The sequence below is a fragment of the Pseudoalteromonas sp. G5_S1_14_S5 genome (assembly GCF_054968605.1).
In genome coordinates this window covers 1-16,228 of sequence record NZ_JBQKUM010000092.1, presented here as the reverse complement: position 1 = coordinate 16,228, position 16,228 = coordinate 1, and the positions used below count along the sequence as shown (strand labels likewise).

At 40.5% G+C, this 16,228-nt stretch carries 14 protein-coding genes; 7 read left to right on the top strand and 7 right to left on the bottom strand.

Annotated elements, in window-relative coordinates; all coding sequences use genetic code 11:
- Nucleotides 1-742, top strand: a 742-nt coding sequence (locus tag ACTRWI_RS19890) for a tetratricopeptide repeat protein (protein WP_499133500.1), incomplete at its 5' end; no start/stop codon positions are given.
- The gene (locus tag ACTRWI_RS19885; protein ID WP_499133499.1) at nucleotides 726-1,271 is read left to right on the top strand and encodes a GGDEF domain-containing protein; all 546 of its coding nucleotides are present in this window, start codon (nucleotides 726-728) and stop codon (nucleotides 1,269-1,271) included. The genes ACTRWI_RS19890 and ACTRWI_RS19885, both read left to right, overlap by 17 nt.
- A 6-nt stretch (nucleotides 1,272-1,277) precedes the next feature.
- On the opposite strand, the gene queC is transcribed toward ACTRWI_RS19885, so the two are convergent.
- Together queC and queE are read right to left on the bottom strand one after the other, a co-directional pair.
- Nucleotides 1,278-1,973 carry a 7-cyano-7-deazaguanine synthase QueC gene (gene queC / locus ACTRWI_RS19880; RefSeq protein WP_499133498.1) on the bottom strand — a complete coding sequence of 232 codons (696 nt, stop codon included), beginning with the start codon at nucleotides 1,971-1,973 and terminating at the stop codon, nucleotides 1,278-1,280.
- A gap of 63 nt (nucleotides 1,974-2,036) precedes the next feature.
- Nucleotides 2,037-2,687, bottom strand: a complete 651-nt coding sequence (gene queE / locus ACTRWI_RS19875) for a 7-carboxy-7-deazaguanine synthase QueE (protein ID WP_499133497.1) — start codon at nucleotides 2,685-2,687, stop codon at nucleotides 2,037-2,039.
- A 202-nt stretch (nucleotides 2,688-2,889) separates the two neighbouring features.
- On the opposite strand from queE, the gene ACTRWI_RS19870 reads away from it, so the two are divergent.
- The 5 genes from ACTRWI_RS19870 to ACTRWI_RS19850 all read left to right on the top strand — a co-directional run bounded on the left by ACTRWI_RS19870 (nucleotide 2,890) and on the right by ACTRWI_RS19850 (nucleotide 10,257).
- Nucleotides 2,890-3,459, top strand: coding sequence for an HAD-IIB family hydrolase (locus ACTRWI_RS19870; protein ID WP_499133496.1), 570 nt, complete (start codon nucleotides 2,890-2,892; stop codon nucleotides 3,457-3,459).
- A gap of 144 nt (nucleotides 3,460-3,603) precedes the next feature.
- A complete protein-coding gene (locus ACTRWI_RS19865) occupies nucleotides 3,604-5,946 on the top strand; it encodes a hypothetical protein (RefSeq protein WP_499133495.1) in 2,343 nt (780 codons plus the stop codon).
- Nucleotides 5,940-8,351, top strand: coding sequence for a site-specific integrase (locus ACTRWI_RS19860; RefSeq protein ID WP_499133494.1), 2,412 nt, complete (start codon nucleotides 5,940-5,942; stop codon nucleotides 8,349-8,351). Before ACTRWI_RS19865 ends, ACTRWI_RS19860 begins: the two co-directional genes overlap by 7 nt.
- 11 nt (nucleotides 8,352-8,362) lie before the next feature.
- Complete coding sequence (locus ACTRWI_RS19855; RefSeq protein ID WP_499133493.1) at nucleotides 8,363-8,893, top strand: hypothetical protein; 531 nt, start codon at nucleotides 8,363-8,365, stop codon at nucleotides 8,891-8,893.
- Complete coding sequence (locus tag ACTRWI_RS19850) at nucleotides 8,890-10,257, top strand: site-specific integrase (protein ID WP_499133492.1); 1,368 nt, start codon at nucleotides 8,890-8,892, stop codon at nucleotides 10,255-10,257. Before ACTRWI_RS19855 ends, ACTRWI_RS19850 begins: the two co-directional genes overlap by 4 nt.
- Nucleotides 10,258-10,525: 268 nt before the next feature.
- Here ACTRWI_RS19850 and ACTRWI_RS19845 read toward each other — a convergent pair whose 3' ends face one another.
- The 5 genes from ACTRWI_RS19845 to ACTRWI_RS19825 form a co-directional block, all read right to left on the bottom strand.
- Nucleotides 10,526-11,005 carry a hypothetical protein gene (locus ACTRWI_RS19845; RefSeq protein ID WP_499133491.1) on the bottom strand — a complete coding sequence of 160 codons (480 nt, stop codon included), beginning with the start codon at nucleotides 11,003-11,005 and terminating at the stop codon, nucleotides 10,526-10,528.
- Between the two features lie 404 nt (nucleotides 11,006-11,409).
- Complete coding sequence (locus ACTRWI_RS19840; RefSeq protein WP_499133489.1) at nucleotides 11,410-11,868, bottom strand: hypothetical protein; 459 nt, start codon at nucleotides 11,866-11,868, stop codon at nucleotides 11,410-11,412.
- A 129-nt stretch (nucleotides 11,869-11,997) separates the two neighbouring features.
- Nucleotides 11,998-12,327 (bottom strand): hypothetical protein, encoded by a 330-nt coding sequence (locus ACTRWI_RS19835; RefSeq protein WP_499133487.1) that lies wholly within the window; start codon nucleotides 12,325-12,327, stop codon nucleotides 11,998-12,000.
- Between the two features lie 375 nt (nucleotides 12,328-12,702).
- Entirely contained in the window at nucleotides 12,703-14,193 is a 1,491-nt protein-coding gene (locus ACTRWI_RS19830) for an SNIPE associated domain-containing protein (protein ID WP_499133486.1), read from the bottom strand.
- Between the two features lie 384 nt (nucleotides 14,194-14,577).
- Nucleotides 14,578-15,891: a hypothetical protein gene (locus tag ACTRWI_RS19825; RefSeq protein WP_499133485.1), complete on the bottom strand. Its 1,314-nt coding sequence runs from the start codon at nucleotides 15,889-15,891 to the stop codon at nucleotides 14,578-14,580.
- Nucleotides 15,892-16,228 lie beyond the last annotated feature (337 nt).

Genomic DNA, 16,228 nt, shown 5'->3' with positions numbered 1-16,228 from the left:
CCATACAGCGTTAAATACCTATCTATCTTTGATCAAGGCATTCCCAAAAGGGCATGATATCTCTGGGATTTACAACGATATTGGTAACTTACTCAAAGAGCTAAAACAGTATGTAAAATCAACTCAATACCTAGAGGAAGCGCTTGCCCTTAGAGTCGATGCTTCCGGCCTAATTAAGGCTCAGGTTCATCACAGCCTTGCTGATCTCTATTTAAATCAAAGCCAAAGCGACTTAGCGATTTATCACTTTGAAAAAGAGCAGAATTTACTAAGAGAATCATCCCATAACTACGGCATTGCACTCACTAGCTTAGGGTTAGGTAAAGCCTATACGCAGACACAAGATTATGATTTGGCACGAAGCTATTTAATAGAATCACTCGAGGCTGCCAATGAGTTGAACAATGATGGGATTCGTATCAATGCTTATCTGGCTGTCAGTGATATGTTCGAAGAGAAGAAACTGATGGCTGAGGCGCTTAATGATTACCAACAAGCGTTTATCTATTATAAACGATATTCATCCATTCAGATGGAAGCGCGAAATACAGACAATAGACTCGCACTCGAGGCGCTCGATATTACCCATATCAAATATGAACAAGAACTCGAGAGCTCCTTATTGCTGCAACAAGCGAACATTGATCGCCTTCATATCGAAAAATGGAGCGCCACGCTGGCTTTACAACATCATTGTGATTTTGTTGTTGTGTGGTGCGAGTTTTATGGTATTAGCGAATAGAACAAATCGCTCAAAAGCTGCGATTGACGCTATGACCAAAGCGTACAACAGAACTGAAATCATAAGACGAATTAAACGGGTGAAGCGTTCTCAAGAAATGAATAAACAGCATGTTCTAATCTTATTAGACTTAGATAAGTTTAAGAAAATCAATGATGAACATGGTCACCCAACTGGGGACAGAGCACTCGTCCACATTAGCAGACAAATCAGAAAACACTTGGTGAGCGGAGAATTGTTTGGTCGTTTAGGTGGTGAAGAGTTTGTAATAGTGCTGACAGACACCACTTCATCGGAAGTAAGAGAAAGAGTTGAAGAGTTATATTATGTAATATCACGCACCGTTTTTCTATCAGAAAGTAAAAAGTCACTTAATGTAACCGCAAGTTGTGCTTACTTAGCAACTTCAAACGCATTAAGTGACTTCGATGAGCTCTATTCAGTGCTTGACCAAGCTCTATACCAGGCAAAAAGTTACGGCCGAAACTGCATTATTGATGCGTATAACGTAACGACCCCATTAACCTGACTGAGATTATTTATTCTCAGCCTGCTTACGAACCAGTTCAGCCATGACAGATTCGCGATCACCTAGGTAGTCGTTTAGGCCAACCTTTCTCAGTTCACATGCCGGACAATCGCCACAGCCATCGCCGATGATGCCGTTATAACAAGTCAGAGTTTTAGTACGCACTAGCTCAAGTGCTGAGTATTGATCAGCTAAGGCCCAAGTTTCAGCCTTGTTGAGCCACATTAGTGGCGTTTTAATATCTAGCTGCTTGTCCATACCTTGTACTAACGCAGAGTTCATCGCTTTTACAAAATCATTACGACAGTCAGGGTAGCCAGAAAAGTCCGTTTCACATACGCCAGTAATCACCGTTTCTGCGCCAATTTGATATGCGTAAATACCAGCAAGCGTTAAGAACAGAATGTTACGACCAGGGACAAACGAATTCGGTAAACCGTTCTCTTGCAGTTCATGAGAAACAGGAATATCGTCACGAGTTAGAGAGCTGATAGCTAGCTCATTTAATAGAGTCACATCCATCACTTTGTGCGCCTTCACGCCTAACTCTTTTGCCAATGATTCAGCGACTTCAATTTCTAGTTTATGACGCTGACCATAGTCAAACGTAATCGCATGAACTTCATCATACTCTTTTAATGCTTGAACTAGACACGTGGTTGAGTCTTGACCACCACTAAACACTACAACTGCTTTTTTCATTTCCATTCCTACCTAAAACTGACGAGCTTTCTACAACGGGTAAGTACCCTGCAAAGTTACAAACTATGCGATGCTCAAGTACTTATGAGTTTGAATTGATAAGCGCCAATTGCGCTCAATGCAGGTATCAATACAAAGCTTCGTCGCGCGATCTTTTTGGCTAATTGGTTGTAGAGCAATCACAGTCTCGTTAGATACTTCTGCTCGTTCCAGTAAACCATCAAGTTGCTCGATGTCCTTACTTGTTCCTACTGGGTGCTTAATCTCGTCAGCACGCTGTAGAGCGCTGTCTAAGATTTCCAGTTTCGCTTTCATTGCCACCTTAGGTGACACCGTAACCCAAGTGTCGGGTGTTGCTTTTACTTCTGATGTACCGCTAGTCTCAATTTGGCAGCGACAGCCGTGTTTCTCAAATGCTTCAGTAAGAGGTACAAGATCATAGATACATGGTTCACCACCTGTAATCACAATATGTTTTGCAGTGTAACCTTGCTTGATGTATTCATTCACGATTCCTTGAGCATCAATAGAAGACCAAGTCGGTGAATCCTCTGTCTTAACCATGATATCACCAAGGCTAGTCTCGTCTTCTGGCAAAGCTTCCCATGTCTGTTTGGTATCGCACCAAGAACAGCCTACAGGACAAATTTGCAGACGAACAAAAACAGCAGGAACGCCAGTAAACACGCCCTCACCCTGGATGGTTTCAAACATTTCGTTAATCTTGTACAACTTTCCCTCAGCTCAATCATTTGATGAAATTAATCAACCGCAGACCTTAAAGCACTTGCCTCTTTTGGTCAAACAAATGAGTACTGATAAATCACTTGATCAAAGCCCTAGCCTAGCGTTTCAAGTTCCCTTATCCTCTCGCCCATTAGATTTCGTTAGCTTTTTATTTTTAGTAAGGAACAACATGTACAAACTGATCGCTCTTGATATGGACGGTACGCTGCTCAACAGTGATAAAGTAATTTCTCAAGAGAACAAAGACGCAATAGCCAAGGCTCGTGCTGCCGGTGTGAAGGTCGTTCTGGCTTCTGGCCGCCCTTTAGAAGGCATGCAGAGCAAACTCAACGAGCTTTCAATTAACGGCGAGGATGACTTTGTACTCTTCTACAATGGCTCTATGGTTCAGAATGTATCGACAAAAGAGATCATTCATAGCGAGATCAGTAATGGTAAAGCGGCAAAAGAAATCGCAGCACTTGCCGAGCAGCTTGGTGGCTATGTCCATGCATTCAGCAAAGTTCATGGCTTAATTACACCTGAGAACAACGAATACACCGGCATTGAAGCGCGCATTAACGGCTTAGAGATTACCGAGTTCGATTTTTCTCAGTTGGAAGACGACCACGAAATCATTAAAACCATGATTGTTGCTGAGCCAACGAAGCTGACAGATATCATCAGTAAATTGCCACAAGAGCCTAAGAATCAGTTTACTATTGTTCAGAGCGCACCTTTCTTCTTAGAGTTCCTATAATCCTAATGACTAAAAGTTATCAAAACAGTATCAAGTTTATGAATGTGAATGATTTAAATGGTTTTTAGTGCATTTTATTTACGTTGACAATAATCACTTTGACTTCTACGTTTATTATTAGTTGTCAATTTATGAGGTTTGGTTGTGAATATAAAAACACTAAATGAGCTTTCTTTATTAAAAACTACACTGTCAGTCGAATACTCTAACTACCTAACACTTGCTGCTGAATCCTCAATCAATCCAACGACAAAGCGGCCAGTGTTGAATGTTTATGCAGCTTACTGCTACTTGGTCAAACAAGGTAACTACAGTGCACTGGAAATACTGAATGATTCAAGCTCACTTAATGCACACTTCCAGTCGCTCATTGGCTTTGTTTATAACTATGATGATATCACTATCAAGCACAGATATAACTTAAGCAATCAACTCACAATCCTTTTCCGCTACATTGCGCAAGATAAGAATTTAACTCTTGATGAAGTAAAGCTTTCGCATGTAAAAATCACAGAATACGCTTCGACCTGTCTAGCTCAGTTCAGAGAGCTTAATATAGATAAATCAAAATCTGACTACCTTGATGGTTGGCAGGTGCTATCAAAAGAAGGCAAGGAACATGAGGCGCACCTGGATACGCTTTATGTTAATTTTGGTGAGGCGTTTACGAACAAGGTTCATCTTGCTCTAAAAAACTATGCTTTTACACAAAAATCATTATCTCTTGCTCAAGCATTAGTAGACCTCAAAAAGCTTTTTGTAGGTGTATCAACTACCTATATAGACCGAGACGGGCTGGAAATAGAAGCCCTTTTAAGCCGTAACCATGTGCAGTTATTTTTCCACAAGGTGTATAAAGTGCTATTTGTGCGCTCTCAAGCAGCCCATAACTGCCCAAAAGGTTTTCATGCTCAGTGGCGAGGTACCATTAAAATTTATACCGAGTGCTTTATCAACACGGGTGTTTTTGCTGAGCCTCACAAACCATTCATCGTTCCAAACTGGAAAGACCCAAAAGATGCAGCGCCCACCTTTTCAATTGGTGGCAATGCTACGCAGCCAGAAAAGCTTCGGTGGTTTGCTAACATTCCACTCAAAATTAAAGATGAAGAGGCTGTTTCAATTATTCAGCAACGTGTAGACAGAGACATGGCGCATGTCAGGCATGTGTGTCTCTTGAAATTTGAAGAGCTTTTAGAGCGAGAAGATAGAAATAAAGCTTTTCAGAGCACAGGCTTAGTTAAACCATTGAGCGGCACCGTAGGCTATGAAGAATATAAGAACTTTGTCGGTGAAGATAAGTTAGATAATACAGTAGCAACCTTTTATGCGCATGGCATCGCTGCAAAAGACACTACCTATTTATCATTTTTGGGATTTAAGGGAAATGCTAGTCAGCTCAACACAGAGTTAAATTTACCAAACGGTTCAACACTGAACGTTCTTTTGGCGCTTCTTGTGATGGAGCACCCTCTGATAACACCTTCTTGGTTAGCAAAATGGGACTTATTTGATGTAAATGACAATATGGTGGGTTATAAGCAAGTTGGTAATCAGCACATTGCGGTCAGTTGCAAATCACGCAAAGGGTCTACCAATGCGCAGCAAGAAGTAGTGCTCAATGAGTTTTCTAAATCTATAGTTGAGTTCCTGATACAGCATACTCGCATGAGCCGTGAATACCTGAAGCAAAAAGGGAATGTGAATTGGCGAAAGATGATTTTGACTGCAACCACTACCAATGTGAGAAGTCCAAGCAATCTCAATGACATTCTTCATACAGCAAATGATTTTTATAATTGGCTTCAAAGTGAAACACTTTTTGATAAGAGCAGCGACATAACCTTGGAAGATGCCCAAGCCATTTCCGATATCCATTCGTTACGTTCCATTAGACGACACCGAGGTTTTCAAATTTATTTGGAAACACGTTCAATGGATGCCGTTGCCGAGGCGCTTGGTCATGAAAAGAAGGATGTAAACCTACTGACATCTTACCTTCCTAAGCCGTTAATGGACTTCTTTAATGCACGTTGGATACGTCAGTTCCAGAACGCTATTTTACTTGAAGCAATGAAAGACTCGGTGTACCGACTTGATGCTGTGAACATGAGTGCTCAAGACATTGAGGAGTTCTTGAGTAATCACGGCATAAGCAACATTCCAGAGCACTTCGATCATGGTTTTACTCAGCAGACGACTGATGACAGTGAAGTTTCAGAATCGTTAGGGTTTAACCAGTTGACATACACTATATCGACATCACTTTTGCAGTTGTTGATGGCGATACGCTTTGTTGTTGAGAGTAGTGATGATGAGGAATCTTTTTTAGATATTGTTGCTCACTGGTATCAATCAGCGGTGTTTGTTTTAGATACCCTGAGTTCAGGCAAGCATAGTGCGGATGATGATTTGATGGGAATGCTTGATATTGCAACCAATAACACACTAGATACTGACTCGATTAAGGGAGCGCTGCTATGTTAAGTGTTGCTATCGACAACTCCTCTATTGCTAACCTCATTGAAAACATCGTGGAAGACCATTCGGTTCTAGCTGGTTTAAGTGCTGAGACTCTTGAAGATATTATCAATTTCTCAGTAGCAAATGATGACTATCGAGCATTAGATATCATCACGAATATCCATACTGGCATCTACGGTTACGATGACAGACAGCCCGAATGGTTAGAATCCAGCTTTCCTGAAAACAAGTGGGTACTAACATTTGGCAAAAACCCAAAAACGATACATTGGGACTCGGTTTACTTAGATGACGGTAAGAAACTCACGGATAAAAAACACCAAAAGCTGTTAAACAGCTTTAAATACTGGATTACGGCAGCAGATAATCCACTTGAAAACGGTGGGAAGATTATCAGTCCAAAAACTGCTTACCGCAAAGTTAGCAAAGTTATCGCTCTCATCAATGCGGTCTTACTACATTCGAAAGAGTTGAAGCTAGCAAAATATCACCTTCTGAATGTGAATGATGACTTTTGGTTGAACATATTGACGAAATTCGCCGAGCACGGAAATTTTCAAGGTGTGTATGAAATTGATAAACATACCAAGGTATTACTTGATACCGCTTCTCAGAGTGTTTCTGATGCAGACGCACAAACGTTTAAAGATAAGTTCCCTTACGTTACACAAGACATTGCGCAAGATGAAAGTTTCTTATGTCTAGCAGAGAGAGAAAAGGCGTGCGCTTGGCTCTTTGAACAAGGCTATTATTACGTTGGAGGAAATATAAGATACACTGGCAGCAGTTCTATACTGGGTGAGTTGTTATTTAAAGGTAAGATGCTTTACCACGACATCAATATTCCCAACTACGCAGAACTTCACCTCAAAGCGCCAAAACGATATTCAGAGTATCGTGCAGTTGAGAATAACGACACCTCAACAGGCACGAATCAACAGACTATCTCGGCCTACATTGAAGTAATTCGATTGATTCATACCAACCTTGAGCGTGAAGATGCGGCAAGCCCTTCAATCTTGTCCGAGCGTGTCAGCTCAGGTCACATTAGCCAGTTAGTTAGCTTAAAAAAAGCAGGACGCACACGCACCTTGCCGCCTACCTTTGTGTTTAATTTAATTCGTCAGTGCTATGAGTTTGCCAAAGAGCATCTACCTAAAGAGGAAGGCGCTGTTACTTTACTGGATGAAATATTAACACTGCTACCTACAGCAAGAAGCAAATCCGCGGCAATAAACTCCAACACACTCCGCCCATGCGAAACAGCTCTAGCTTGGAATGAAGAGTTGCATCGCGATATGTCTAGTACGGAGCGAGGATACTGGTTTCAAACGGAGTCGATTAATTGCCTGAGTAGTGAATACCTTAAAAAAGGAGTAAAGCAGATTCAAGCCTTTGCAGAAAGTGTGGAAAGTCGCTTTGAGCGGATTCGAGCTAATGAGAGCTTGTTTGATTTGTTCTCTGTACTGCAAGGGGCAATACAAGTCTTAGTAGGTGCAATCATGGCTCGAAGACAAGATGAATTAATCAAGTTGAAGCCACATGGCAACCTTTCACCTAATGTAAGTCCCTTTTCAGAAGCGGGTGCAAAAACAGAGTACAACCTGATATTTAAGGTAAAAAAAACTGGCTCAAAAGGGGTGAACGCAACAATAGAAAGACCAATTCCCTTATCTATCGCAAGGTTCATTTGGCAACTGGAGCAATTTAACATCAAAGCGAGTGAGCTGAATCTATGCAAAGGAAAGTTATCTTTGTTTAACAACCTCGATTCATATCGCTCGCAGTTAAGTCAGATTAATCACATGACATATAATGCGCACCTTGATTCTTTATGCGATTACTTAGAAACGGACTTGGTGGAGTACGACAACGGTGAGTTTCGCCGTAATTATGTCCGTCAGCACCAATTGAGACGCTTCTTTGCTATGGCGTTCTTTTGGTCAAAAGGATTTGATGGGATGGACGCCCTGCGCTGGATGTTAGGCCACTCAGATTTGGAGCATCTATACCACTATATCTCTGAGTCGGAAACTGGGGCGGTACTAAACGGAGCTAAAGCCAGTGTAATTGTTCGTGGTGTGGTCGATTCCACCTCTGAACTTGCGAAGCTCGATGGAATCGAAGAGGTTCGCAAAATCATTGCAGAACGCCTGACAGGTGATAGTTCAACACCTATCACGATAGAGTCAGTGAGTGAAGCAGCAGAAGATTACGATGATGAGTCTTATCTAACCGTCCCTCATATAAGCCAACTTCAAAAAGAGCAGGACATTGAAACAGAGGTTATTCAGCTTTTAGAGGAAGGTCGAATCACGCTTGAGCCAGAGTTCTTCACCATCGAAGATGGTGATGGAAATACAACTCAAACCTTTAATCTAATTTTAAAAATCAAAGACCTTGATTGAGGATTGGGATAATGAAAGTTTTAGAGAAAAATCAAACCAAGGTACTTGAAACAGAAAAGCTGTTGAGGGAAATCATCACAGCCCCAACTGAGTTTAAAAATGATGAAGAACTATTAAAGGCGCTCAAGTCTCAATCTGGTATCGCTAAATATCAGAATCAAGCGCGTAATATCACGCCGTGCTCGCTAAACACAGTAAAAAGCATTTCAGAAGCACTTCTAGAGAGAGGCTTCTTATCATTAGATGAGCTTCGTATTAATGCAAAACTGGCGGTAGAGGCTGTACATCACAATGAGAAGGCTTCTAAAGGAAACAAGCAAACTGTCGTGGGTTTAAAGCACAAAGTCTCTGAGCTTGAATCAGAGCTAGATGCAGCGCAGCGCAGCAATTCGTTACTGACCGTTATGGTTTCAGAGTTGCGTTCTAGATTAAAGCAACTAGCGAATCATGAAGGAACAGTAGAAGAACGACAGGAGCTTTATCGAGAGCACAATAGAAAGATTGAAGCGCAGATGAACTTCACTTTGAATGGAGAGCTATGATGGCGGTTCGTAAGCTTAAAAACTTTGAGCAATGGAGTCATCTTGGGTTTGATGGGAAGCTTGTCTTTCGTAAGCCACTGGATATTCCTTTCGTGACATACAGCAATCATACTCCTTGCTATGAAGCCAATGCCTATATCCATAGTTTGATTGTGAGAAACTTAAAAAGTGACACTATTCGAGGATATGCCCACGATATCATCCACTTGGTTAACTTTATTGAAAAACAGCCATTATTGAGCCAATTTAGTCAACTTACTGATGCAACATTCACTCTTTTCGTTCAATCACTACAGACGGAGAGAACGCCACTTGGCGAACTAAAACGTAAGAATAACTCCGTTATAAAGATTGCGCATACCTGTTTGGATTTTTTGCAGTTTATCCAAGAGTTTCATGATTTGAGTGCTTTCATTGGCAAAGATAAAGGTAACTCAATTCAGATACTTGAGAAGCATTACAAACGCAAACAGGAAGGCTATAAAGGGTTCATTGAAGGCACTAAAATTACGCATTCTGCTGTACCAACTAAGGACGAGATCAAGAAACGTCATCCAGTTTCTTCTGACGATGCTTTGCGTGTTTGGGAGCATATAAAGACTCAGGAAAACAAAGATAAACGCAGACGAGATATGGCGTTATATACTGCAATGGAGCAGTTAGGTGGTCGAGTGTCCGAGCTTCATTTGATTAAAATGACCGATTACGAGGAAGCTAGACGCACAGGTATGCTCACGCTTACCACTTTAAAACGTAAAGACGACAATGCCACTCGAAAGATACCTGTTCCACATCTTTTGTTATCAGTGATTGCGGATTACATCAAAGTTCGTAAGAAAGTCATGAGGAAAAAAAAAGCCCAGCATGATTACCTCTTTATCGGCTTAAAAACGGGTCAGCCATTTTCTGCTGATTCATGGACAACGTACATGAACTCATGGAAAAGAGAGCTTGGTATCGAGGGAGAGTTACACCCGCACTTATGGAGACACGCATTTATAACAGATAAGCTCAAAGAGCTTATTCTTGCAACTAAAGAAGTTAATGACAAAGATGATTTCCGAAAACATCTGCTTCATACACAAACGTTTAAAATGCAGTTACAACAATGGACTGGTCATACAATACTTAGCTCTTTGGATACTTATATTGACCTCGCATTTGCAGATATTCACGGCTACACAGAGGTTTATAATGCTGTTTCTCTAAAGTCGAGTGTTGAGCTTGCTAAACGTCAGATTGAGTTGTTAGAAGAACAGATAGCAAGGAAGGAGTTGACGCCTACCGCAGCGCTGTGTGAGATAAAGGAGCTATTGGGAGCTTTCCAATCCGATATAGATAAAAGCATTGTATCGTCACAGTAAGGTTCATCACACATCACCAATCGGTCATCACCAATCGGTCGCGTAACACGCCTTTGGACAAAAATCATTTTCTAAAAACCGAATATTAGCAATTCATGAATAACTTTTTATATGGCAAACTTGCCAATTAGTGCGCCTTCGTATAGTGCGCACTTTGTCTGCTTATATTTAATGGTGCATATATTTCCAATGCAGTGCAACCTTTTGCGCTTAACTGACTTACTAACACAACGCTACAACCCAGCACAAAAATTACTACAAGCTAACCTTAGTGTTTTAATTCTAATTCAACTTCACTGATTCGTTTTTGGATACGAGTTCTCGTTTCATCAATGGATAAAACCTTTTGAACCTCGCCGCCAAGCAGGATAAACATGAATGCTTGGCGAACAGCCATAATTAATATACCGATATCAAACCAGTCTGTGAAACTAGAGGAAATCTCGGGATTACTTTGGAATAGGTTAGAGAAGACTAGAGCTATGATAACAAGGCATGACCACACTAATTGAGTAAAGAGATGCGGAAGAAACCATTTTAAAAGAGCGTCACTTGAACACTTTTCTTCGTACCATGTTAAATGCTTCTCCAATCGGTCCCTATGACTAGTTAAGAAACTATCACTTGCACCTTTGAACTTGGCGCGAACACTTGAAAAGCGTGCCACGACCCAATGTCTGATCATTGGTGTAATTAGGTTTACAAAGAATCCTATTATTATTGAAATAGCTATATCCGTTGTTGTCATTTTTACTTTATAAGCATCTGATTAAATAACGTATATTATCTACTAAAGCATAATGTAACACTAGAGCAGTAAGCAGCTATCAAGTAGAAAACCTCTATATTTAGGTGTAGAAATCTCTGTTTGGAGTCAAAAGGGAAGCTAAAGAAAATCTAGCACGCAAGCTTGTAACTAGAGCGGGTCAGGTGAGTGCAGATAGATGGGTGGAATTTACCCCGTGATACAACACGGGGATTAACGACGAACAGCATTCGAAGAATGGATAACTTCTAGATATGGCAATGCGAGTTTAGAAAAGCTAAAGCGATGAGTTAAATCGAATCGCACTAGCCCAAAAAAGGTTCATCTTCGTACAGATTGAATACCGTAACGTTAAATCAACCACACGTAATACAACAAATATAAAGTTAGCTTTTGTTAATAAACAACCTCAACCCTGCTACAAATCCCCCTTCATATGAATCAAGCCATGCAGTTGGACTGTTACTTTCCTCATCTCTATTTAAAAAATTTCTAACAGCACCGGCTCCGAGGACTGAGAAAGTAGCAAACGGGCTTTCAATTAGGCCAAACGCTCTTGAATACTCTACCTTGGCTCGTTCCACATCATTTTCTGAAAGAAAAATAGTCAATATTTTTGATCGGCTCGAAGAACCCCAATCATCAAGCTGATATTGATTGGATAAATCCTCTTCAATAGCAAATGTAGCCCCAAGTAAGTACTGAATGAATGCACTCTTTATTTCAGAAGGCATATTTTTAAGAGATTCTTCATATCCGTCTTCACGTAGTTCTTGAACTGCATGTAATAAAATCCAATGTATTGCTTCATCAAGTGCTTCATAACTAGCTAGATTCAGTGGCATAGTTTTCTTTCTGCCAAAAAGCCTTCCAAACAAAACAGACCTCCAAAAAAATAATGGTAGGCTCACTATAGGCAGCCTTAATATCAAAGCAAAGCAATGTGCTAATGCCTTTTCGAATCAATATTCTCCTTACTGGAAAAGGTGGTCGTATTCAGATTCAGCCCATTGAACTGAGAAACCTTGACGCTTGTAAAGTAAGTCAACAAAGAAACGCACATCGACATATTCCACAAACTCTCGTTGCGCGACTTTAACATCTAGTTTGTAGTGTATAGAGTACGATGCTTCTTTTTCACTAAAACTAATAGACTCAACGGTATGACCGATCCCGCTCCCAAGTCCGCTTCCAAAGAAAGTTTTCGAGCCAATGGGTGGCAAGCACGGCATTTCTAATGATTTAACAAAGCCTGCTACTTTTTTTTCACCATCAAGCAAGGTCAGTGTGTGTTTTACTATCACGATTTCACCTAGTTATTTCTATCGAAAAAAACACTTATAATAACGCGTATGATACGGTTTTTCCGTAATTATATGCAATCAATCATGACGCTACTCATACTCTAACTCAATCGAGAGCCCCACCTAGAGTCCAGAGTGATGATCTTTCCCCTTGGTTCGTTTCAGAGGAGATTTGATTTGATAGGGAAAACGCACGCCCACTAAAGGATGGAGAGTATTTGATCTAACAAGGTTTGGGGCAGAACTGTACCAACTGAAATAGCTAGCTTGAAGATGGGAAATCAATCTGGGCTTAAAAAATCTAGCCCAGATTAAATCTGACAGGCACCGAGTCAAAAATGGGTAACTGTCAGATCAGGTCTGAATTAGTACATTTTAAATGCTCTCAGCAAATTCAGGTTCCTTCATCTTAGTTAAATCAGTGATAGCACCAAGCTCGATTGCTTCTTTCAACTCAAGTTGCTTGCGCATTGCTTTAGTTTCATTGAAGTCCTGTGCTACAGCAGTTTCGATGAACTCAGCATCATCAATTTCGAAGTTTTTAACAGCTCTCTTGATGTCAGATAGATCCACTTGGAAAAACTCTTTACGCCTATTCACCATGTTCAGACGGTCATTATCGAATACGCGATGCAACTCTTTCTCAAGAGAAGGTGCGTCATTGGTGTGAATCATGGCGTGGACATCAAAACTGAATGGTACTGAAGCGTCACCCAACTCCTTGACCCGATCCATTGGTTCGAGTCGACGGGTCATACCAATCTTATATACGTTTTCTCCAAACGAGCCAATATTACTAATAACATAAACATGCCCTTGCTTGGTTTGCTCTGCCATACTCTGTGCTCGTTGCTGCTTTTGCTCTGCGGCTTCAAGATCAGACTGTAGCTGTGCAATCTTTTCTTCCAGTTTACAACGGGCTTCGTCATTCGCTGACTCAAGCTGTTTTCTAGCGGTCACAAGGGCTTTAGAAAAGCGTGCTTCTTCTTTGATGGCTTCTTGTTCCGCTTTCTTGATTTCAGCTTCAATCTTCGCTTCTTCACGCATTTGAGCCTTAATTTCAGCCTGTTCTTCTTTCTCTGTTTGTTTCTTCACTTTGTGCTCGTGAGTCAGGCGAAGTTCCTCAATTTTCAATTGTAAATAATTATTTGAAATGACAATCGTGTTTGACTCATTCAGCTTATTAATTGCTTCAAAGGCTTTATTAATTCGCGCTTCCATCTTGACGACATTTTTCCATGTACAGTTGGCGATGGCTGCTTCACATTCGTTGTTGAATGCGCGAGCTGTGAGCCTAATGCCCCGGTCAGTCATCTTCTTACCTTCGACTTTTGAGTTACCTACCGTCCACTCAGTGGTGCAGTAAATCGCTCCAGAGGTATCTTTCCGGCGAAGAAGGTCTTTTTGACGCTCTTTGCACTCGCGGATTTTCTCTTTAAATTGCTCCGCAGTGCCAAAGTCAAAGTGTGGTTCATAAAAGCCTAGCTCTAGCAACTCAACGTCATCGTCATAAATGCCTATTTTATGGATGAGTAAGTCATATATGCCTTTTTTTTCTTTGTAACTCGACTTGAGTTGCTCAATATCATTTGTGACCTCAAGAAAAACTGCATTGGCTTCGTCTTGGCGCAATTTGGATGCTTGATCTCGAACCTCAATCTCTTTATCCAAGTTGATGATGCTAGAATATTGCATTTCATAGTCAGCAAGTGCTTGAGAAACCTTTTTGGTTTCCTGTTTGGAATCTTCCAGTTCTTGTTTTGTAGATTTAAGTCGAGCAATAAAGATAAAAAGCACTATGGCTAGTAGTGCAGAAATCACTAGAAATGGTAACGGGGGTAAATTTCCGAATGCTGATTGAGACATTATCACTCCTGATTAAAAATTTCAGGTGTAGTTTAACAGAATAATTCGGAGGTATTATGCCATTATATTTTTTAAGGTTATTAAAGTGCAAGGAAGACAATAGGGTCACATCTTGCGTTCTGTCACGCATTACTTTTAGTATGTGAAAATTAGCTGCCGATCTGGAGCGTATTTAGAAGCGAAACAAACTTTGAGGCAGAGATTAGCTAAAAACGCTCTATACTCATTCCTTTCAATGGTTGAGGCCACCTGATGAAAAACTGAGGCTGGCCAACCTTCTAGAGCAGATCGCACAATTTATTTATATAGAGGCTCAGGCTTGTTCAACACTTGGGATTTAACGTTGGCTACGCAACGCTTAATCCTTATTTGTTATATTTTGCATTAGTACCCAGCTAATTCTGGAAGGGAGAACAACTCTCTCGTCCTCGCTTTGTCTAACCAATTAAAAGCATCACTTACACCATAAATATCAATCAACTCCTCAGCTAAGTCGTCATAGTGTAGGCAAAACAGGCTCATAACTAAGTTATCAAAAAAGTTTGTCTTATCAGCCATGTGCATAATACTATCCCACACACCGCTGCCACCCTCGTTGAAGTACATTGTCGATTCTTTCAACTCATGTTCGTAGGTAGTAACATACCTTTCAGAAAATTTCTTATCTCTAGCGAAATAGAAGATCGCATTTAAACCTGCTAAGCTTTCAGGCGTCAAATAGCCATTCAAATTATCCCAAAACATTGCTTTGATCTTTGCATCACGGTCTAGTGAGTCCAACATTGAGTCAAGTTCGAACTTAACCAAACCACCTGTATGATTTTTGCGAGATAATATCTCCGGATTTAATTCCATCCAAAAATCTAGGAACCAAATCAAGTCATACTCATCTATACCTTTAAGTGGCAAGCGCGAGCCTATTCTATGACTTAATTCATAGTTAGATTTTATGAGATCTATTGCTTTACTAAGGTCTCGACTTCCTAAAGAAAACCGTTCCATAAGTTTCTTTTTTGTCTCTTTAAAGGTGTCATGGCGCCATGAAATAATACTTGGCAGTTCACCTGCCAAAGAAAATAATTGCTGTCTTGATAACTTTGTCGTGAATGTACTTAGTGAGTATTCCTCTCTCAGGAATTCAGTCAGGAATAGTAGGTTATCAAGCTCTTCTTCTAATGATGTAAATTTAGCCTTTAGCACATTAAAATTGATGATGGCGACTTCTGCTAAGTGCTTTCGGCTATCTCGATCAACGGGATACCTAAACGTTTGACCTGTTGCGTCAACACCTGCGATATCTAATATGGTAGGTTCAATCTTTTCATTGATAGATTGATATCGAATATCTATAGCTTCTGATTCTCGTTTAAAAAACTCCCAAATATTCCCAATATCATGAGAACCTACCAAGTCGAATTCAATTCGACGTCCTTGCCATTTAGCAATAACCTCAAGATCTTCGATTGCACCTTTCAATCTTAGTTCAACAGAATGTCTCATGTTGAAGCATGCTGGATAAACCATGTCATCTACATGAAAATCTACATTTTCAGAGTCAAGTGCTTGATCAATAATCAAGTTAGCTGCTTTGGAGAAACCTTTTGCGTATTCAACGTAACTAGGAGAACCATTATTCCCAACACACGCATTAGCCCGAGCAGGTTCACCACCTCTAAAGGTAGAATTTGTAATTTTCATACGCTGAACTCCAAGCAAAATATAACGCTTATTAGACGGATTTTTTCCGGAATTATATGCAATCAATAGTAACGCTAATTATATTCACGTTCAATCGAAAGCCCGTACAGCCTAGTGTCTAAGGCATGAACTTCAGAAATTGCCGAAAGTTTCCGTATAACTCCGACGGATTCCGAGCAATACAATTTTCACCCTGATTGCACTCCAAATGAGCATGGCCTTATCTTCTTTCGTCTGATTAGATTTGTTAGGGAAAACGCACGCCCCTTAATTTCGTAGAGTATTTGGTCTAACGCATTTTGGGGCAGAAGTGTTTTAGAGCAGTCGCACTAAGGCG